The organism is Pseudovibrio flavus (genome assembly GCF_009711345.1).
GTDB classification, from domain to species: Bacteria; Pseudomonadota; Alphaproteobacteria; order Rhizobiales; family Stappiaceae; genus Pseudovibrio; species Pseudovibrio flavus.
The window spans coordinates 155,913-176,310 of the sequence record NZ_SMMA01000059.1; the positions used below are offsets into that span (position 1 = coordinate 155,913).

The following is a 20,398-nucleotide window of genomic DNA, read 5'->3' on the forward strand; positions in this document are numbered from 1 at the left end:
TGACACCGACTAAGATCATCCCTTGTTGCATTGACGGTAAATTGAATTGATCCGCAAAGGCATTGACCTTGCCGCTCCATAAGAATATCCCCTCAACTACAAGTGTTTTCCTGTGGCGAAAACTACCTAAATTCACGTGCGGTTCAGCTAGAAAGTTTAGTTTAAAGATCATCTCTACATGATTCTCCCGAGTTAAATCAGGGCAGGCTCGGACAACCTCTTAAGGTCATACCAATGCGCATATTCCTCTCGGTAATTTCAGTCGTTTTCATAGGTCTTGTGGTCGCCTCCTGCGCCAGCTTGAACAAAGAGCAGTGTGAGGCGGGAGATTGGAAAGGTGTTGGCGTGATTGATGGCAAGGAGGGCTATGCCTCTGACCGCCTCTCAAGCCATGTGAAAGCCTGTCAGAAGTATGGCGTAACGCCTAATACAGCCGAGTACGAGCAGGGCAGAGCCATTGGCCTGCAAAGCTATTGCACGCCGATCAGCGGTTTTGAGCAGGGCCAGAAAGGCGCTTACTATCGCGGCGTTTGCCCTGCCGCTAGCGAGCAGCAGTTCAAACTCGGATATAACCTTGGCAAACAGATTTACGCTGCACAGGAACAACTGGAGCAAGCCCGTTCAGACCTTGCTAATGAGCGAGCCGATATTGAGCGCGAGTACTACGAATCCTGCCGCAACAAAGGGGATGACGCATTTTGCGCTCCCTTTGCAGGCGACTTTCATTTTGGCCTAGCAATGGAACGAGCAGCCGTTATGCGCTCTGAGCAAAATCTGGCGAATGTCCGCACAGCGGTGATCTCGCAGATGGCGCTGATTGCACCGGGCTATACTCCTGCTATCCATTATTATTGATCGTTTCGAGAGGACCTTTTCATGAAAACTTGGCGCGTCTATCTTTCCGGCGAGATCCATACCAGCTGGCGTGAGCAGATTATCGAAGCTTGTGAAGCACTCTCCCTACCGGTCCATTTTGATGCGCCTGTCACCATTCATGAAGACAGCGACGATTGCGGCGCTGTAATCATGGGGCAGGAAGACAATAAGTTCTGGTATGACCACAAGGGCGCCAAGCTCAACACCATCCGCACCCGCACCCTTTTGGGTGAAGCGGATATCGTCGTCGTCCGCTTTGGTGACAAGTACAAGCAGTGGAATGCTGCCTTTGACGCTGGCATGGCCTCAGCGCTGAATAAACCGCTGATCGTCATGCACGACGAAGCTCTGACCCACGCTTTGAAAGAGGTAGACGGCGCGGCTCTGGCAGTTACGCAAACACCAGAGCAGGTGGCGGCAATTCTGCGCTATGTGATCCGCGGCGAGTTGGTTCGCTAAACCAAAAAGCATCTCGAACACAAAAGGGGTGAAGCAGCTGCTTCACCCCTTTTCTATTCAAGCGACGTTTGGCGCAAAATCAGATTGTGTCTACAAGGCCCTTGGCGTCGTCAGCATTGCTCACGATCCGCTCGCAAATACCTTCCAGAGACTGAGCATTCTCGCCCACCGCAGCAGCCAAGCGCTCACCGTTCTGGATCATCAGTTCGGTATCGCGGTCATTGTTGGTGCATGCTTGGAAGATGGAGTCTGTGTTGACTGAAATGCCTTCAATGGCATTTTCAAGATCACCAAAGGCGGAGCGGATAGACTGGGTGCCCTGCTCTGCAGTGGATGCGATATCCAACGCCTCGCCGCCCAAAACCACAAGCGCATCAGCTTCTTTGCCCAGTTGCGTGATTGTCTGATCAATCTGCTCAGTCGCCTTGCTGGTCTGTGTCGCAAGCGCCTTAACCTCGGTTGCCACAACTGCAAAGCCTTTGCCAGCTTCCCCAGCACGCGCCGCTTCGATTGTCGCATTCAACGCAAGGAGATTGGTTTGGCGGGCAATCGCATCAATAGAGCTGGAGAACTGACGGACGTTGGCAAAGGATGCCTGCAAGCCGCTTAGCTGCTCGTTGATGCTGGTGATTGCGTGGCTTAGGGAGCCAATACCCTGTAGTGCAGTTTCAACCACTGACTGGGAGCGCTGCATGTTCGTGCGCGCTTCCTGAGTTTTTTCAGAGGCACGGGAAACAGCGTCGCTCACTTCCCTGTTGCTGTTCACAACACGGCCGGAAGCGTCTTGCAGCGAACCCATCGTTTCATTGAGTTCGCCAGCATTGGCCTGCATGGCGTCAATCTGAGAAGCTGTTTCAGATAGTTCGCGAGCCAGCATACGCAGACCTTCTGCTACTGCACTTACTTTTACTCCCTCATCCGCCACCAAAGATGGTGCCGCATACTCTTGAGTATCGGTCGTCAACTGGTCAGGTTCAATTGTCTGCTCTGCAATTGCATTCCGGGAGAAAAAGCCCATGTCCGCCTCTTACTGATAATTTTCCGGAACATTTGCGCATTATCACTTACAAACTATTAATATTGAGAATTACTTTCGGTAAATTTCCGCTAAGGCTTGGCGTTCTTCTACCTAAAAACGGGAGGAAACTGGCAGAACTCTGCCGCTGGAACAGAATGGAAGCGGAAAAAGAAAAAGGCACGGCCCTTTCGGGCACGTGCCTAATCAAAGCGTCCGTTACAGACCGAGTGCTAATTAAGCAACTGCAGCCTGCGCTTTTTCAACCAGAGCCTTGAATGCTTCAGGCTGGTTGATAGCGATGTCGGACAGAACCTTACGGTCAACTTCGATGCCAGCCTTGTTCAGACCGTCGATGAAACGACCATAGGTCATGCCATGCTCACGAACAGCAGCGTTGATACGCTGGATCCAGAGCGCGCGGAAGTTGCGCTTGCGAGCCTTACGGTCGCGATAAGCGTACTGTGCCGCTTTCTCGACTGCCTGCTTAGCGGTACGAATGGTATTCTTGCGACGGCCGTAGTAACCTTTGGCTGCCTTAAGAACCTTTTTGTGACGAGCGTGGGCGGTAACGCCTCTTTTTACACGCGACATTGGTAACTCCTAGTCTCAGTTGCTTAGGGCTTAGCCGTAAGGCAGGTACTTTTTCACGATACGTGCATCTGCTTCACACAGAGTGGTAGTACCACGTGCGTTGCGGATGAACTTATTCGTGCGCTTAACCATGCCGTGGCGTTTACCAGCCTGAGCACATTTGACTTTGCCAGTCGCAGTCAGTTTGAAGCGCTTCTTGGCTCCAGACTTCGTCTTCAACTTGGGCATTTTGCGTCCTTTCTTTAAATGATCAGCAAAAACTGACCAAGATTACATCTTGGATGCATCATAAGTCGCCACGGCATGCCCTTATGTGCTTCAGCAAAAGCTTGCAGCGGACCACAAGGAATCTTTGCCGAATAAGCCGGGCGACTTCGAACCGCGGCGTTATAGGCGGGAAACGGACGAAAAGCAAGGGCGCCAGCCCTTATTTGGAGCAGAAAAATGCTCGTACGGCAGAGCCGATAAAAAATTACCCGGAGCGCGGTGCTCCGGGTAATAAAACTGACTGAAAAGGTAGCTAAACGGCTCAACTCTCTGATGAAGAAAGCTTAGCGACTCAACTCCCTTACAAAAGAAAGTTTAGCGAGCCAACGGTGCCAGAACCATCATCATCTGACGGCCTTCCAGTTTCGGATGGCTTTCCACCTTTGCGAACTCGGCAGTTTCTTCTTTCACACGCAGCAAAAGCTTCATACCAAGATCCTGGTGAGCCATTTCACGGCCACGGAAGCGCAAAGTGACCTTTACCTTGTCACCTTCGTCGAAGAAGCGGCGCATGCTCTTCATCTTCACTTCATAGTCATGAGTGTCGATGTTCGGGCGCATCTTGATCTCTTTGATCTCGACGACTTTCTGCTTCTTACGGGCTTCTGCAGCTTTCTTCTGGGCCTGGTACTTGTAACGACCGTAGTCCAGAATTTTACAAACAGGTGGCTTGGAATTCGGCGCGATCTCTACAAGATCCAAACCCTGCTCCTGCGCCATGGCAAGAGCTTCTTCGATGGCAATCGTACCTAGGTTTTCACCTTCGGTGTTGATCAATTGTACTTCGCGAACACGAATTTCTTGGTTGGTGCGCGGCCCTTCCTTAGTGGGGGGTGGTGCGCGAAACGGACGGCGAATGGTCGCTATCTCCTCTTTCGTTGCCGATCTGAATTTCTTAGTGCGGTTCCTAGACCCGTTACGCCCTCTTCGTCAATAGAAGATACGCGATAACTCAACATCAACAGGAACCCTCATAGAAGATCGAGAAAAATGCCCAATAAGTCAACACCTGTTTTTGGCGGAAACCTGCGGCATTCCTTGATTATTGCAAGAAAATGGCAGCGGCGGGCAAGTGAGGCTCGTTACACCCTGCCAAATCTCCTCAACCTCCTAAAATTTATGAGCAATTAACGACGGGTCACTTATCCAGCATCTGTTCATAGACTGCCAAAGTTGCGTCACACATTGCCTCTTTAGAAAAATGAGCATGAGTGTGTTCGCGTGCGCGTGCAATCAGAGCGGCTTTTTCGTCCGGTGCCATGTTCAGCGCCAAGGCCATAGTCTGCGATAGAACCTTTGCATCGCCTGCAGGAACATGCCAGCCGGTGCGCTGTTCATCGTTCACCACTGGCGGCACAAGAACTGTCTCCGGCACAGCACCAATGTCACTCACAATAACCGGCACGCCAGCAGCCTGCGCTTCCACTGCTGCGCGGCCAAAGGCTTCAGGCTCGATGGAGGCAACAACGGAAAGATCAGAAACCGCCATAGCAGCGGCAACATCGGCGCAGTGGCCAACAAGGCGCACGCGTCCTTGAAGGCCAGAATTCTCGATTTGTTGTTTCAAGCCAGCGCTGTAAGCCTCACGGCCCTGATCGTCACCTGCAAGAATGACGACAACATCATCAAAGCCTTCCTGCTTGATCAGTTCGCGCATTGCATCAATGAGAACCGGCTGCCCCTTCCAAGCGGTCAGGCGGGCCAAGTTCAAAACAACGCGTTCATTGCCCGACAATCCCCACGCGGATCTGATCGCCTCTTTACGCTCTTGGCTCACGTTGGCTGGATCGAGGTATTCCATATCAGAACCGCGATAGATCACGGTAATGCGGTGGGTACAGGACGGGTCGCGCTCGGCGATTATGCCGGCGGTGTAGTTTGAGTTTGCGATCACCGCATCAGCGCGGGTCATAACGGAGTTGTACCACGCCTTGAAAGCATTCTGTTCTTTGTAGAGGCCGTGATAGGTGGTGACGAACGGCAACCCCAACTGGCGCGCTGCGATAAAACCGGACCATGCGGGCGCGCGGCTGCGACCGTGGATGAGATCAACACCGTGTTCTTTGGCAATCTGTTTGATCTTGCGGGCATTGCGCAAAATCTTCAGCGGATTTTTTGTACCTGCCGGAAAAATGATGTGCTTGCTGCCTGTGCGCTCCAACTCTTCAAGAAGGCGCCCGCCTTCGGAAAGGACTATCGAGTTCCAACCGCGATCAATAACGGCTTTAGCCATATCTACTGTGGTTCGCTCTGCCCCGCCGGTTCGCAAATCAGGTACGATCTGCATAATTGTTGGCGTTTTGGACATTGCATGACCTTCAGCGTTTGCAGCGTTCTCGACAATAGTTTGGGACACAGATTCTTCTCTTTTTCTCGCGGCTGTGGCACACACAGCGGATATTGGTTCGGAGGTCACATATGAACGCTGGGATACCGCAATTTATTAGTGTTGGCAAAGGGGCACTGGAGCGCAAAATCGCAGTGCGCCATGACGAAGGCTCAAAGCTTGGCGTTTTATGGCTTTCCGGCTTCAAGTCGGACATGCAGGGCACCAAGGCACAGGAATTAGCCAAGTGGGCGCAGGAAAAAGGCATTACCTGCACGCGTATGGATTACTCCGGCCACGGCGAATCCGGCGGCGAGTTTACCGATGGTACAATCTCTAAGTGGCTAGAAGAAGCCAAAGCCGTTTTTGCTGAATTTTGTAAAGGCCCGACAATCGTTGTTGGCTCTTCCATGGGCGGTTGGATTGCACTGGCGCTGGCTAAAGCAATTGCAAAAGGCGAGAAACTGGGCACCGGCACCTTGAAGGGCATGGTTCTCATCGCTCCAGCGCCCGACTTTACCGAGGAACTCATGTGGAAGCAGGAGTTTACCGAGGAGATCAAACGCGAGATCATGGAAACTGGCCGGATGGAGCGCCCATCCGAATACGATGATAGCCCTTACATCATCACCCGTGACCTCATTGAGGATGGCCGTAACAACCTGTTGCTAGGTGAGCCAATCCCGACCGGCTGCCCAACGATTATTCTTCAGGGCCAGCAGGATGCATCCGTTCCTTGGGAATACGCGCTACGCATCACCGAGCGTCTGGTAACCGATGATGTTGTTTTGACGCTAGTTAAGGACGGCGACCACAGCCTCTCCCGCCCGCAGGATATTGTCCGCCTATTGGATGCGATTGAAACCCTGCGCAGCTAAAGAGTTTCCAAGAGCGCCTCTTATTGCAGGCGCTCTTTTCTTATTTGCTCTCAGCTAACAATTCTCTGGTCTTTTGCCTGAACCAATCATAGCGCGTTGGCAGTGTTTTGAAGCGCTTAGTAGTGAAGAAAAGCCGCTCGCCCTCCTCTACGCCCAGCGGCACCGCTGCGATACGACCGCCCATCAAGTCTTGCGGAATGGCAGCGCTAGGCAAGACCGTGAAGCCCAGCCCCTCGCAAACCGGAAGCAGGATCTGGCCGAGCTGATTGATGTAGACGTTGCGCGGTATCTCCTCCAGCCCCTTGTAGTCTTCCAGAAAATTCACGCTGAGCAGTCGGCTTGTGTAGGACGCAGCATCGGGATGATCAATCATTCCCAGCGTAATCAAACTTTCATAGGTAACGGGCTTGGCCGCAACTGAGGCAGGCACAACAAGCTGAAGCGTTTCTTTGCCCACCTCTTCCTGCAGAAGTGACGGGTCGCTTACAGCCTCGTTCACTATGCCGACATCCACGGTTCCATCTTTAATCGATGAAATAACGCGGTGGTTTGGTGCCGCCTCAATGGAGACGTTCAGTGTTGGGAATTGCTTCTGATGCTCGAGAAACGCCGGTAGCAGCAGCATCGCCAATGCACCAGAGCACGAAAACGTACAAAGTCCGGCGTACGGATCATCCTCCCTTAACCGCGAGAGAAGTTCTTGCTGATCTTGCAGCGTTCTTTTGGCGTAGTCATAGAGCAGCTGGCCCTGCCACGTTAGCTCAAAACCTTTGCCGACGCGGTTCAGCAACGGAACAGCAAGCTGGTCTTCCAGCTTCTTGATATGCTGACTAACGCCGGGCTGCGTCATGTGCAGCAACTCGGCGGTTTTGGTGAAATGGCCCGTTTCAACGAGTGATTTGAATGTCCTGAGCCAGATTTCCTTCAACATGATCAATCATTCCGAAAATTTATCATAATCAGAATATATCATAATTTTTCTTTTCAGCGCTCAGCGACTAGTTTTTGCCCAGACCTAATGCAGCCAAAGGAAAAGAAACATGACGGCTCCTTATCCGCGCACATTCTCCCACATCGGCATTTCTGTTCCTGATCTAGATGCCGCTGTGAAGTTCTACAGCGAAGTTATGGGCTGGTATGTGATCATGCCACCGACCGACGTTTATGAAGATGACAGCGCAATTGGCCAGATGTGCACCGATGTGTTTGGCCCGAACTGGAAGCACTTCCGCATTGCGCACATGTCCACCGGCGACAAAATCGGCATCGAGTTGTTCCAATTCGACAACGCCGAAAACCCGGAGGATAATTTCGAATACTGGAAGACCGGCGTGTTCCACTTCAGCGTGCAGGATCCGGATGTAGAAGGACTTGCTGCGAAGATCGAAGCGGCTGGTGGCAAACGCCGTATGAAGGAGCCTCGCTACTACTATCCGGGCGAAAAACCTTACCGCATGATCTACATGGAAGACCCGTTCGGGAACATTGTCGAGATCTATAGCCATAGCTATGAGCTGCATTATTCGAGCGGCGCGTACAACTGAACCGACTTTCACACAGAAAAATATCACAACCCTTTGTTTACTAAAGATTGCAAGGCGGGCAGAAATTCCCGCTTTGCACCCCCGTTGTTTACCGGAGAGCGTAGTCTTCCCCATAGTGTTGCCATGGGATCACCGTAATTATCATGCACCGATTCCGTAATTCTGATCACTTCACGCCGGACCCATGACAGCAAAAAGAAAACGCATAATCCTCTCCATCGACGGCGGCGGTGCGCGCGCCCTTCTCCCACTCCGTGTTCTGGAAGCACTGCAGCACCGTCTTATGGCGCAAGGGAAGACAAAGCCTTTGCATGCCTATTTCGATCTTGTTTGTGGCACGTCTACTGGCGGCATGATTGCTGCTGGCCTTTGCGCGCCTAAACCCGATGAGGATGCGCTTGGCATTCCGGCCCTTGATCTTGTTGAGCTGCGTGGCTTCTTTGAAGACGAAACCCGCGAGCTGTACATCTCCGGTCACAACTCCAAACTGACCCGCATGATCAAGCAGCCGTTTGGTCAGTTCAATAAAGCTCTGCAAGAACGCCCTACCGAAAAGCTTCTCAAGCAGCGTATCGGCTGGAGTTCAGTTGCCAGCAGTTTGACCGGTATTGTCTTGCCAGCTTACGACGTTGCTGCCCGTCGTTTGGTATTGATGTCCAATGAGCGACCGGCGAGCGAAGGATCATACAACGACTACTACTTCTGGCAGGCGGTTCGCGCCACGACGGCTGCGCCCTCATGGTTTGAGCCTGCACGGGTAGAAAACCTTGCCACCGGAGAAGAACATGTGATGATTGATCCATCACCGTTCCTCAACGATCCGGTCATGATCGCTTATGCAGAAGCAAGAAAGCGCGGCTGGGAACCGGAAGACCTCGTGATTGTTTCTCTTGGCACCGGCAACCCAACCAATCAGGGCTTCCCGTTCACCGAAGTTTCCAGCTGGAGTTCCGGCACTTGGATGTCTCCTGAAAAAGGCGTTCCGCTACTGTCCTTCCTGATCGACGGCCAGACCCGCGCAAAGGGCGTTGAAGCATCAGCGCTTCTGGCTGACATCGCGGGCCTTGAGTACCACCGCATCACCACTGATCTGCCGGAAGGTCTTGCTGATTTCCATGATCCGCGCCCTCGCTACATGAGCCAGCTCAACGAGGTTGCCGAGCAGATGATCCGTGATCATGGCGGTGAACTGGATGCTTTGGCCCAGAAAATTGAAGAAAGAGCCGACGGTCCGGGCTATTAACTCTTTCGGGGAATACACATACCTGCCAAAATAGGGGTACGGCTTTCACCAGATTAGCCGTTGACCCCTGAGGCAGATTGATGACGACAACGACAACAAAGCTCGCCGCAGCTCTACTCTTCTTGGTTGGCGGGCTTTCGCATGTGCAGGCGGAAACTATACCGCTTCCAACACACAAGCCATTCAAAACACCAGCCTACAATCCTGCCCATCATGCAAGCACACTACCGCTGCATGAACCGGCAAAGCTCCACTTTGGAAAGAAGAAAAATCCGGCTGCGCTCCCGCCGCAAGCCGTTGGCGGCTACGCAAAGGGCTGTTTGGCCGGAGGTGAAGCGCTTCCCAAAGACGGTGAGAGCTGGCAGGTCATGCGCTTGTCACGCAATCGCAACTGGGGCCATCCTGAACTCGTCGATTTTCTAGAGGCGCTGGCAAATGACGCCCCTGCCCTTGGTTGGCAAGGCTTGCTAGTTGGCGATATGGCGCAGCCTCGCGGCGGCCCAATGTTGACCGGACACGCAAGCCATCAGATCGGCCTTGATGCCGATATCTGGCTAACGCCTATGCCTGATCGCCGCTTCACGAGAAAAGAACGCGAGAGCACCAGCGCGATTTCCATGCTGAAAGGCAACATGGAGCTACCCGGGGCCGATAGAAGCGTTGACCCGAAAAAGTGGAGTGATAGTCACTCCCGCCTCATCCGCAGAGCAGCACAAGACGAGCGGGTTGCCCGCATCTTCGTAAGTCCGGCTATCAAGAAGGCGCTTTGTGAATACGAAACGGAAGATCGGGACTGGTTGCGGCGTGTTCGCCCTTGGTGGGGCCATCACTATCACTTCCACGTTCGTTTGAAGTGTCCAAGCGATAGCGCATCCTGCGTAAATCAGCCTGCGCCGCCTCGCGGCGATGGATGCGGAGATGAGCTCACATGGTGGCTCTCTGACGAGCCTTGGGTACCCGTTAAGCCGAAGCCGGGAGAGAAACCAAAAGAGGTAAAGAAAAAGCCGCCCCTTACCTTGGACGACTTGCCGGATGTCTGCCAGACCATTTTGCTGGCAGACGGTAAATAGAATTTGGAAGGGAGTACTGCTCCCTTCGTATGCTTTACTCGGTGGCAGCTGGTGCCGAAGCTTCATCAAGGATCATGGTCACCAAGGTCAGATCCAACCAGCGGCCGAACTTGTAGCCAACCTGCGGCAGAATTCCGCTTACCTCAAAGCCAAGCTTACGGTGCAGGACGATAGATGCTTTGTTTTCGCTGTCGATCGCACCGACCATGGCATGAAAACCATCCTCACGGGCCTGATTGATAAGAGCCAGCAGCATCTTGCGGCCTGCGCCTTGCCCGCGAGCACCTTTTTTGACGTAGACAGAGTGCTCAACGGTTAGGTCGTAGCCGGACTTTTCACGAAAGCGGCCATAACTGCCAAAGCCGAGCACTTCGCCATCAGCACTTTCTGAAACGATGACCGGATAGCCCAGCTCCATACGCTGGTGAAACCATGTAGCGCGTTGGTCGAGGGAATCTTCAGCATCAGTCCAAACAGCCGGAAGTGTTTTCACGGCGTCATTATGGATTTCCAGAATTTCTGGAAGATCACGTTCGATTGCGGCACGAATTATCATTTGTCCCCCTGCGCCTTGGAATTGAAGTTTTAATTCCATAGAGCCGCCCTCGGCGCAAGACGCATCACGGTAAACTACACGAATAGTTTGTAATGGAGTGTCGCAGGTGGGACTAAGAAAAACTCACAAAGCGAACCTTGGTAAGCGAACATTAACCTTAATAATCATAATTATTTTTACTTACTGATTTTTAAAGTCTGCGTTATCAAGGATGTCATTAATGCGCAACTGTAAACTCGCTTTGGCTACTCTTAGCACACTAATCGCTTTCGCAGGAACCGCATCCGCAGCTGATGCACTGCGCGGCTCGATTGCACCATCCAACAGTATGTATGTTGGTGCCAGCATTGGCGTATCTGCGCTTGCCCCAAGCCCTGTAGGCCCAGCAGACGGAAGCGCTTCAGCGGTAAACTTCGAGTTTGACACCGGTGTAGCCACCAATGTGTTTGCGGGTTTCCGCCCACTCAACAATGTACGTCTTCAGGGTGAACTCGGCTATTTCGCTCAAGAAATCTCAAAGACTGCGAGTGGCTTGCCAGTTACTGGTGATGCTGCGGCTCTCTATCTGCTAGGCTCTGTTTATTATGACCTACCGCTTACAGAAAAGTTCTCGCCATATGTAGGTGTAGGTGCTGGTGCCGCGTTCATCGATGGTGACATTACAGTAGGCACGAATAATCCATCTAACACCAAAGGTGACGACAACCCTGTTTTGATCGTAAAAGTTAGCGCTGGGGCGTCGTACGCACTCTCCGACAGTATCGACCTCTTTGCAGACTACAGCTACATGCAAACGCCGGACTTCTACTTGGATACCACTCTATCTGGCGGCGCCAAGCAGATCGACAAAACCGACATTTCCGCGCACCTAATCAGTGCAGGTATGCGCTATAATTTCTAATTTCACATCAGATAGATGATTTAGGGCGCCGCTGGCGCCCTTTTTTGTTGGCCCATCAAGATATATCAGCCTAACCTTAAAAAGAAATAAATCTCATCGAAACCGTCACAATTTACCACTCCAATCCGCATAATAATTAGTATTTTTAACTAGTAGAATTTAGCGAATCTAAATAAAAAGTTATCATTACTTTAAAAATTGGTGACATCATGTTTAGAAAAAATATCGGCTATATTTCAGCCGCATGCTTTCTGCTGCTCAGCTCCACAAATACCTCTGCGGAAGGTTTGCTAAATAATTCATATATTGGCTTTTCTGGTGGTTTTGCTTCAATGTCGGATGCTGACGTTTCGATTACCGACGGCGTTGACACTATCGGCCTTGCGAACATCCTAGAATACGATAGCGGCTATACCTTTGCGGCTTTTGCCGGCACATCCGTGCATGACAACGTCCGCATTCAGGCTGACCTAGGCTACATCTCAAGTGACTTTTCTGGTTTTTCCGTTCCATTGCCAATTGAAGTAACCAGTGGCGGTCTTTCCGGCTTTTACGCGACCGGCTCGGTATTCTTCGAAGCCCACTTGAGTGAAGCATTAACTCCGTACCTTGGTGTTGGTGGGGGCTTCTTCGCACCTAACGTCTCCGACATCTCGGTGAGTGATGGAGGAAGTACTCTAGACGTTCCGCTCAAAGCGGCAGATTCTGTCGTTCCGTTGATTAAACTATCTGCGGGAACAGCCTATCGCATTTCAGAGAACTTGAGCGTAACCGCTGATTACAGTTTCTTGCAGTCAGCAGACTTCGATATCGAAATTGATCCAGACCCACGAGCACCAACCTTGGTATCGGACCTTACTGCTCACACGTTCGGGGTTGGCCTTCGCTATCACTTCTAGATAGCGCTGGTCATTACTGAGTTCAAAGCAGGCGCTTCAGGCGCCTGTTTTTCCTTAAGGCGGCGCAGCTTCAAAGCGCCTCAGCACAAGCAGTAAACCTGTTCGATCCGTCCGCTAACCCAACAACAAACTATTCGCGCGCGCTGAAAGGCTGTCACCACTCCTGTTTTGAAGTACAGCTTGGCTACTTGCTCGCTTAAGGAAACCATTTTCGCCGCTGATTTCATCAGTTATTGGCAATCAGAGTATGCGGGCCGCCGATAACAATAAAAAAGGCTCTTTCGCATCAATTATGCTCTTTGCCAATCTCGCAAAGGGTGGTAATTGAGCGCCCATGACGACGAAAACCCTGTCCAACATTCGAAATTTTTCTATTATCGCGCACATCGACCACGGTAAATCTACCTTGGCCGACCGCCTGATCCAGTCTACCGGTACGTTGACCGACCGCGAGATGACTGAGCAGGTCCTCGATTCTATGGATATCGAGCGTGAGCGCGGCATCACGATCAAGGCGCAGACTGTTCGCCTGATCTATAAAGCCAACGATGGCAATGAGTATACGCTGAACCTCATTGACACCCCGGGTCACGTTGACTTTGCCTACGAGGTCTCCCGTTCTCTTGCTGCGGTGGAAGGCTCCCTGTTGGTGGTTGACGCCTCCCAAGGCGTAGAGGCGCAGACCCTTGCCAACGTTTATCAGGCAATCGACAACAACCATGAGATCGTAACTGTTCTCAACAAGGTTGACCTGCCTGCAGCAGAACCTGAGCGCGTGAAAGAGCAGATCGAGGACGTAATCGGCCTTGATACCTCCACCGCTGTAGAGATTTCCGCAAAGACCGGCATCGGCATCCCTGACGTGCTGGAAAGCATCGTTAAGGACCTGCCTGCACCTCAAGGTGACCCTGATGCGCCGCTGAAGGCCATGCTGGTAGACAGCTGGTACGACACCTATCTGGGTGTGATGGTGCTTGTGCGCATCATCGACGGCTCCCTGAAAAAGGGCGATTCCATCAAGATGATGGGCACCGGCGCAGTTTACCCTGTAGACCGCGTTGGCGTTATGACCCCTGCCTTCGTCGTTACCGACCGTTTGGGCCCAGGTGAAATCGGCGTACTCACTGCTTCCATCAAGGAAGTAGCTGATACCCGCGTTGGTGATACCATCACTCATGACAAGAAGGGCTGCGCGGAACCGCTTCCGGGCTTTAAACCAGCTCAGCCTGTTGTGTTCTGTGGTCTCTTCCCGGTTGATGCGAACGACTTTGAAGACCTGCGTGCTGCCATGGGCAAGCTGCGCCTCAATGATGCGTCCTTCTCATTCGAGATGGAAACATCGGCTGCGCTTGGCTTTGGTTTCCGCTGTGGCTTCCTTGGTCTGCTGCACCTTGAAATCATTCAGGAACGTCTGTACCGCGAGTTTGACCTTGATCTCATCGCAACCGCTCCTTCGGTTGTTTACGAGATGGAACTGACCGACGGCTCCCAGATCGAGCTTCACAACCCGGCTGATATGCCTGACGTGGTGAAAATTCGTGAAATCCGCGAGCCTTGGATCCGCGCTAACATCATGACGCCGGATGAGTATCTTGGCCCTATCCTGAAACTGTGTCAGGACCGCCGCGGTGTTCAGATCGACCTTTCCTACGTTGGTTCACGCGCCATGGTCGTTTACGATCTGCCGCTCAACGAAGTTGTATTCGACTTCTACGACCGCTTGAAGTCCATCTCCAAGGGCTATGCATCTTTCGACTACACAATCAGCGATTACCGCGAAGGTGACCTCGTAAAGATGTCTATTCTGGTCAACGAAGAGCCGGTTGATGCGCTTTCCGTTCTCGTTCACCGCTCTCAGGCAGAGCGTCGTGGCCGTGCAATGTGTGAAGTGCTGAAAGAACTGATCCCGCGTCACATGTTCAAGATCCCTATTCAGGCAGCAATTGGCGGCCGCGTGATTGCACGCGAAACCCTTTCTGCACTGCGTAAGGACGTTACCGCGAAGTGTTACGGTGGTGACGCCACCCGTAAGCGCAAGCTGCTTGAAAAGCAGAAGGCCGGTAAGAAGAAGATGCGCCAGTTCGGTAAGGTAGAAATCCCTCAGGAAGCCTTTATTCAGGCTCTGAAGATGGATGACTGAGAACTGCTCTTAGCGCCTTTAACCAAGACATTTAAAGATCGGCCTCAGGGCCGGTCTTTTTCTTTAAGCGTATAGCCAAGGCTTGCAGAGCCCGCCGCAAAACGTTACGCGCAATACAAAGCCCACAAGCAGGCCTGCGATTTTTAAAGAGCAGTAGGTGCACGGGCGAAACAACAAACCTAAAAAGGTAGGAAACCATGTCACTGGAAACCGAGCTGCGCGCCCGCGCTGATAACAAATGTGAGCTGTGCGGTGCTACCGAGAACCTCACTGTTGCCGCTGTTGGCCCAGAAGGTGGTGAGAGCGCTGAGCGCTCCATCCTTGTTTGCTCCACTTGCGATGCGCAGATGGCCGGCCGCGAAGAGCTGGGCACCAACCACTGGCGCTGCCTCAATGACAGTGCGTGGAGCACCGAGCCTGCTGTGCAGGTAACCGCGTGGCGCATGCTAAACCGTCTTGAAGGCGAAGCTTGGGCCCGCGACCTGCTCGACACACTCTACCTTGACGAAGAAACCCTTGCATGGGCGCAGGCTGGTCAGGACGCAGGTTCCGACGATGATGCTGTCGTTCACAAAGACACCTACGGCGCGGTTTTGAGCGCAGGTGACACCGTTACCCTCATCAAAGACTTGAAGGTTAAGGGCGCAAACTTCACAGCAAAGCGCGGAACTGCGGTTCGGAACATCGGTTTGGTGCCAGATAACGCAGGCCAGATTGAGGGCCGCGTTAACGATCAGCGCATCGTGATCCTGACCGAGTTCGTGAAGAAGAGCTAATCCCAATCAAAAAAGCGGCCCCAACCTTGGAGCCGCTTTTTATTTGCCTGATCTAAACCCGCTGCTCGTGAAACGGTGACTTCTCACCCAGCGCCTTATTGAGCAGGTTCCGCAAGTGCGGCCATAGCAACCGCGCTAGTCTACCTAGGCCAATGCCAGAGCGGATCTCAAACTCCTCATAGAAGAAGCGATTAGGGGCCACCCCCCGTTTTGAGAGGCTTGCCTTAAAGCTCTCGCGCATAGGCTTCGGCCCGCAAAAGAAAACAGAGGCTTTCGCCAGAGGGCCATCGAGTACTTGCTCGATCACATCTGCGTTGAGTTTTTGGCCTTTGTCCGAGACTATAAGGTGCAGGTGGAACCTATTGTTTTCGGCCTCGATCGCCCGAAGCTCAGCCACATGGGGCGCCTGATCGAGATTTCTAACGCAGTAGAAAAGGTGGACCGACGGCCCCGCCTTCTCAAGAGCTTGCGCCATAGCGGCAAAAGGCGTGATACCAACACCTGCGCCAATCCATACTTGCGCCCCCTTACACTTGTGAACTCCAAATCTGCCATAAGGCCCTGCTATTTTCACAGCAGTTCCAACTTTCAAGTCACGGCCTAGTCGCCCAGTATAATCTCCCAGTTTCTTCACCGAGATGCGCAGCGATTGGTCTGACACCGGTGCACTGGAAATCGTGAATGGATGGGCTTCCTTCAATCGGCCCTGATCAAAAGAAAAGAACGCGAACTGCCCTGCCCTGTGAGAAATACCAGTACTGACGGGCGTCATGGAGATTTCTGCAACATCACCTTGATGGACGTTTTTGCGGACGACATAAGAAACGCTCTTCCGCCCAACTGTGAAGGCGATCAACGCATACAAATAGCTGGCCACACCCAATACACAGAAGAAAAGCACATACAGGCCGAGCGGGCTCGTAAGGCTAAACGGTTTCTCGATCAGCACATAGTGAACAGCCCCCAGAATGAAGAAGATACCAATGAGGCGGTGGCTCCAGCGCCACAAATTGTAGGGAATGAAGGTCGCTATGGAGACAACGGAAAGCACCAGAATACCGTTCAGACCAAATTCGCCCAGATCTTTTGCAAGGCCATGAAAGGCGTTTTGATATGCAAGGCTTTTGATTTCTGCGCTGATATTCTCATGAAGAAGGAGGAAAACGACAGCGGCAATACCCAGCCATTTATGTATCAGGTATGACCTATCAAGCCCACCTGTTAGCCGCTCCATCCATGGCAAGCGAAGTGCTAAAAACTGAGAAAACCCCATAACAACAAGCGCTGCAGAGCCTATATAGAGACTGGTAACAGCCTCCGCGCTGTATGTACTGTAAAGCGGCAAAAAACCAACTAGGGGAAAAAAAGTTAACATTGCCGCCACAGCAACAGCACGCGCGTTCATGATTTTCTCCAACTCCTAAGAATCGCTTCCCTCTTTTTCCTAGGACAAGACTGTGGCAAAAACAATGTTTGAGTAAAAAGATAATAAATCACTATTCAAACGCAACAAAGCTACTTCAACATCCCAATATACCTTTAGGGCATTGAATAGTTAGCAACCGAACAATCGCCCATTTGTTCTGCCAGATTACTCTCCTGTGAAAATGTGATTGTTTCGATTAACAGTGAATTCACATCACCACGAAGGAGACAAAGGTGCTTGCATTAAGACCCTCTGGATGGATCTTTCTTCTTGCCTTTGTGTCCGCAAGCTGTGGACTTAGCTCCACATCACACGCCCAGCCCGCCACGCAGCCTTTGATTATCCAAGACAACCGTTTTGACCACAGCCCGCCTTCATGGGCGCTGGATATGTACACGATCAGCAAGTCCGGCAAGATATTGGACGGTCCGCGGCAGGGCGAAAAGGAGCCGATTGACTATTCGTGGCTTGCATCGAACGAGCACAAGCAAGACCTGTTCTTGAATAGCGCATTTGGAGCTCAAAAAAGGCTGCAATCCATTACACCTCAACGAGATAGGATCAAAAAGCGCCGGCCTAATGGCCTCATTGACGTTGTCGTTTCCGTTAGCAGTAAAATGGAGGATCCTGAAGGGGCGCACGACAAGCTGATCAACGCCTTACGGCGCATTGGAAAGACAACAAACCTTCGCTTCCGCCTAACGAAAAAGCCCAGTAAAGATGTAATTTTCGTAGCGATTGGATCGCGTGACTACATCTACCGCAATTATTCAGGCCTCTATGAGAAACTGAACAGGAAGGGCTTCTTTGACCACTTCCTGAAACTCATCCCGCCCAAGCACCCAATGTGCTTTGTGGTTCAACACGCGCACCCTGAACACCCCAAGCACCTTGGCCTCTCCAGTATCAGCCTTGAAGATCGGTTCTTTGAAAGCTGCTTGTATGCCCAGCTCTTCCAAGCTCTTGGCTTCGGCAATATTTACGGAAGAAGCGTCGGCTCGGTGTTGGATGGAACAGGACGATACAAACAGCCAACCCACCTCGACTGGCTAGCTCTCAAAGCCCTCTACAGTGAGGACATTAAAGCGGGCATGTCGCGTGATCAGGTAGAAGCAGTCCTGCCAAGCCTGATGTAGCGGAAAACGGGATTTTTTTGTTTTCCGCTACTCCTTGAATGCCGACTACTTGGGCACTTTTGTCGACTTAATGGCCACCAGAACCTTTATTCTAAGGAAGTATGTGGACAGCATAGCAACTTCTGTCTTCGACGCCCCGCAGCTCCCTACAAATCTGCTAGGTACTCTCTGATTTTAAACATTAGTTTGGAGAGTAGAGGCGGATGCAAACCTCTAAGCCTGATAGTTTTCGCGGAGATATTGAAGGCCTTCGCGGAGTAGCCGTATTATTGGTTCTTCTGTTTCATTTTGAGCTATTCGGCTTTACTGCGGGCTTCATCGGCGTCGACATTTTCTTTGTAATATCTGGTTTTCTCATGACCCAGATTATTATGCGCCCCAATTTTAATTGGAGCGGAAGTTGTATTCTGAACTTTTACGTAAAGCGTTTTTGGCGACTCGCACCTGCATATTATTTTGCAGCAGTATTGGCAGCGCTGACTATTTGGTCGACCCTCGGCGGGCTTGACTTCACTACTATCACCGAGGCTTTTACATATTCGACCTTTTTTTCCTATAACATAATTGCCCCAACACACATGGGCTACTTCGCCCCAGAAGCACTACTGAACCCTTTTTTACATTTTTGGTCTTTGGGCGTCGAAATACAGTTCTATATCCTCTGGCCTATCTTGCTTTTCTTCATAAAAAGAACGTCACTCAAAAGGCAAATCGCATCAGTGTTTACCATCTCAGTGATCTCATTCATTGTGATGTCAATTTTGATCATAAAGGACCCTGAGGCCGCCTATTTCTCTATACCTGCAAGGCTTTGGGAGTTCGGGGTAGGGGCGATTGCCGCACTCCTAACTATGCGTGATTTAGAATTCAAGCACTATAGTGGATCTGTATGGCTCTATAACACCTCAATGGTAGTTTTATTGCTTTTTTCCTTCACACCAGCAAACCAAGGCTGGCCCAGCCCATTAACGCTACTGCCAGTTTTAGCCACCGGTATTATTATTGCTGTTGGTTCGCAGAGTTCCACAAGATCTCTCAATCCTCTTAACAACACACTGTTGAGGCGGCTGGGCAAGTGGTCTTACAGCACCTACCTTGTTCACTGGCCAATCGCTGTTTTATGTACTCAAGTGCTAACAGATTACGCTGACAACGCTCTTGTACGTCTCGCGGCTCTCATTACTTCAGTCTTTTTGGGCTACCTCCTCTTCAAATATGCCGAAGAACCACTAAGAACTGAGCGCAACAGAAAAACAGCCAGTTTAGCAAAGCCAGCCTTCGTTGGTGCAATGCTATCATTCTGCGCAATGGCTGTAGCAATGCAAAGTCAGAGCGTTACGCAGAGCATTCTCCCTACGCGATACCTGCGACTCGCTGAGCAAGACAAAGAATATGCGACAGCTTTTAGCAATTGCTCGACAACTTCCACCTTTGAGAAGGTATGCTCGATTGGCCCAGATGGAGAAAGACCCACGTACTTGGTCTGGGGCGATTCTCATGCAGCACACCTTAAGTCGGGCTTGGATGAACTAGCAATCGGTCAAAACATTCGAACTCTCATTTCCACACGCTCTACATGCCCACCGCTGATAAACGCGGTGCCAGAACGCAACGACAAATCTATGCTTCTTTGCAAGGAAAACAACGCTGCAGGACTCTTGGTGGCAAAAGACCCCGCTGGGCCCAAGACCGTTGTTTTGGCAGCAAGATGGGCATACTATAACGATCGACAAAAGGCGCTCATAGATGATAAGGGCAAGCCAATAAACATTGTCTCCGCGATAAGAGATACTCTGAATGCTTTGGCGGATGCTGGCAAACGCGTTATCATTGTCGCTCAAGCACCAGAAACATCGGGGCAGACTTCTGCGTGCCGCAGAGCCTTTGTTTTTGAATCAAGTAACTTTGACGCCTCTTGCACCATCAAGAACCTAGACGTCCTTCAGGAGCAAGAACGTCTTCACGTGAAGCTACAAAACTTGGCAAACCAATATGACTTTGCCAAATTGATAAGACTGGAAGACGCGCTGTGCGAAGGCCCGCATTGCAAAATCGCGGACAAAACCGGCGTCTTTTATCGCGATGAAGATCACCTAAGCGCTATAGGATCCCGAAAGGCAGTAGAGCACATCTTTATTGGCATGTAGGATCGCTGGTGGCGGAGAAACTCCGCCGCTCCATATTGCAAACGCCCTCACACGAGGAAAATGACACTATTCCCAGCAAGCATGCCTACCTAACAACTCTGCTCCCACTAAATCCTCGTTGACACCACCTCCGCACTGTTTTACC

Annotated in this window: 20 protein-coding genes; 12 read left to right on the forward strand and 8 right to left on the reverse strand. The window is 51.5% G+C overall.

All coding sequences use genetic code 11. The features are described from left to right. Positions 1-234: 234 nt before the first annotated feature. Together E1162_RS08245 and E1162_RS08250 are read left to right on the forward strand one after the other, a co-directional pair. The gene (locus tag E1162_RS08245; RefSeq protein ID WP_155129256.1) at positions 235-855 is read left to right on the forward strand and encodes a DUF2799 domain-containing protein; all 621 of its coding nucleotides are present in this window, start codon (positions 235-237) and stop codon (positions 853-855) included. Between the two features lie 21 nt (positions 856-876). Next, positions 877-1,335 (forward strand): YtoQ family protein, encoded by a 459-nt coding sequence (locus E1162_RS08250; protein WP_155129259.1) that lies wholly within the window; start codon positions 877-879, stop codon positions 1,333-1,335. A gap of 79 nt (positions 1,336-1,414) precedes the next feature. Here E1162_RS08250 and E1162_RS08255 read toward each other — a convergent pair whose 3' ends face one another. The 5 genes from E1162_RS08255 to E1162_RS08275 all read right to left on the reverse strand — a co-directional run bounded on the left by E1162_RS08255 (position 1,415) and on the right by E1162_RS08275 (position 5,567). After that, a complete protein-coding gene (locus tag E1162_RS08255; protein ID WP_155129262.1) occupies positions 1,415-2,353 on the reverse strand; it encodes a methyl-accepting chemotaxis protein in 939 nt (312 codons plus the stop codon). A 234-nt stretch (positions 2,354-2,587) separates the two neighbouring features. Beyond that, a complete protein-coding gene (rplT, locus tag E1162_RS08260) occupies positions 2,588-2,944 on the reverse strand; it encodes a 50S ribosomal protein L20 (RefSeq protein ID WP_155129265.1) in 357 nt (118 codons plus the stop codon). A 30-nt stretch (positions 2,945-2,974) separates the two neighbouring features. Further along, positions 2,975-3,172: a 50S ribosomal protein L35 gene (gene rpmI, locus E1162_RS08265; protein WP_155129267.1), complete on the reverse strand. Its 198-nt coding sequence runs from the start codon at positions 3,170-3,172 to the stop codon at positions 2,975-2,977. A 354-nt stretch (positions 3,173-3,526) separates the two neighbouring features. Then, on the reverse strand, positions 3,527-4,069 hold the full coding sequence (gene infC, locus E1162_RS08270) for a translation initiation factor IF-3 (protein WP_371311860.1): 543 nt from the start codon (positions 4,067-4,069) through the stop codon (positions 3,527-3,529). Between the two features lie 280 nt (positions 4,070-4,349). Further along, a complete protein-coding gene (locus E1162_RS08275; RefSeq protein WP_371311857.1) occupies positions 4,350-5,567 on the reverse strand; it encodes a glycosyltransferase family 4 protein in 1,218 nt (405 codons plus the stop codon). A 62-nt stretch (positions 5,568-5,629) separates the two neighbouring features. Here E1162_RS08275 and E1162_RS08280 point away from each other — a divergent pair, with 62 nt between their 5' ends. After that, complete coding sequence (locus tag E1162_RS08280; RefSeq protein ID WP_155129269.1) at positions 5,630-6,415, forward strand: alpha/beta hydrolase; 786 nt, start codon at positions 5,630-5,632, stop codon at positions 6,413-6,415. Between the two features lie 40 nt (positions 6,416-6,455). Here the strand turns inward: E1162_RS08280 and E1162_RS08285 are convergent, their stop codons facing one another. Next, positions 6,456-7,346: a LysR family transcriptional regulator gene (locus E1162_RS08285; RefSeq protein ID WP_155129273.1), complete on the reverse strand. Its 891-nt coding sequence runs from the start codon at positions 7,344-7,346 to the stop codon at positions 6,456-6,458. A 109-nt stretch (positions 7,347-7,455) separates the two neighbouring features. Here E1162_RS08285 and E1162_RS08290 point away from each other — a divergent pair, with 109 nt between their 5' ends. From E1162_RS08290 to mepA, 3 genes are all read left to right on the forward strand, one after another. After that, on the forward strand, positions 7,456-7,959 hold the full coding sequence (locus tag E1162_RS08290; RefSeq protein ID WP_155129276.1) for a lactoylglutathione lyase family protein: 504 nt from the start codon (positions 7,456-7,458) through the stop codon (positions 7,957-7,959). 184 nt (positions 7,960-8,143) lie between these two features. Further along, the gene (locus E1162_RS08295) at positions 8,144-9,202 is read left to right on the forward strand and encodes a patatin-like phospholipase family protein (protein ID WP_155129279.1); all 1,059 of its coding nucleotides are present in this window, start codon (positions 8,144-8,146) and stop codon (positions 9,200-9,202) included. A gap of 80 nt (positions 9,203-9,282) precedes the next feature. Next, the gene (gene mepA / locus E1162_RS08300) at positions 9,283-10,272 is read left to right on the forward strand and encodes a penicillin-insensitive murein endopeptidase (RefSeq protein WP_155129282.1); all 990 of its coding nucleotides are present in this window, start codon (positions 9,283-9,285) and stop codon (positions 10,270-10,272) included. A gap of 34 nt (positions 10,273-10,306) precedes the next feature. Here mepA and E1162_RS08305 read toward each other — a convergent pair whose 3' ends face one another. Continuing rightward, the gene (locus E1162_RS08305; RefSeq protein ID WP_155129286.1) at positions 10,307-10,828 is read right to left on the reverse strand and encodes a GNAT family N-acetyltransferase; all 522 of its coding nucleotides are present in this window, start codon (positions 10,826-10,828) and stop codon (positions 10,307-10,309) included. A 220-nt stretch (positions 10,829-11,048) separates the two neighbouring features. Here E1162_RS08305 and E1162_RS08310 point away from each other — a divergent pair, with 220 nt between their 5' ends. The 4 genes from E1162_RS08310 (at position 11,049) to E1162_RS08325 (ending at position 15,544) form a co-directional block, all read left to right on the forward strand. Further along, positions 11,049-11,729 (forward strand): outer membrane protein, encoded by a 681-nt coding sequence (locus E1162_RS08310; protein ID WP_257098866.1) that lies wholly within the window; start codon positions 11,049-11,051, stop codon positions 11,727-11,729. A 209-nt stretch (positions 11,730-11,938) separates the two neighbouring features. Then, a complete protein-coding gene (locus E1162_RS08315) occupies positions 11,939-12,628 on the forward strand; it encodes an outer membrane protein (protein WP_155129292.1) in 690 nt (229 codons plus the stop codon). Positions 12,629-12,962: 334 nt separating this feature from the next. Next, complete coding sequence (gene lepA / locus E1162_RS08320) at positions 12,963-14,768, forward strand: translation elongation factor 4 (RefSeq protein WP_155129295.1); 1,806 nt, start codon at positions 12,963-12,965, stop codon at positions 14,766-14,768. Between the two features lie 197 nt (positions 14,769-14,965). Beyond that, positions 14,966-15,544 carry a PhnA domain-containing protein gene (locus tag E1162_RS08325; protein ID WP_155129298.1) on the forward strand — a complete coding sequence of 193 codons (579 nt, stop codon included), beginning with the start codon at positions 14,966-14,968 and terminating at the stop codon, positions 15,542-15,544. Positions 15,545-15,596: 52 nt separating this feature from the next. On the opposite strand, the gene E1162_RS08330 is transcribed toward E1162_RS08325, so the two are convergent. Beyond that, the gene (locus tag E1162_RS08330; protein ID WP_155129301.1) at positions 15,597-16,949 is read right to left on the reverse strand and encodes a ferredoxin reductase family protein; all 1,353 of its coding nucleotides are present in this window, start codon (positions 16,947-16,949) and stop codon (positions 15,597-15,599) included. Positions 16,950-17,359: 410 nt separating this feature from the next. Between E1162_RS08330 and E1162_RS08335 the strand changes: the two genes are divergently transcribed. Next, positions 17,360-18,106, forward strand: a complete 747-nt coding sequence (locus tag E1162_RS08335; protein ID WP_155129304.1) for a DUF2927 domain-containing protein — start codon at positions 17,360-17,362, stop codon at positions 18,104-18,106. Positions 18,107-18,309: 203 nt separating this feature from the next. Next, positions 18,310-20,253: an acyltransferase family protein gene (locus tag E1162_RS08340; RefSeq protein WP_155129308.1), complete on the forward strand. Its 1,944-nt coding sequence runs from the start codon at positions 18,310-18,312 to the stop codon at positions 20,251-20,253. Positions 20,254-20,398 lie beyond the last annotated feature (145 nt).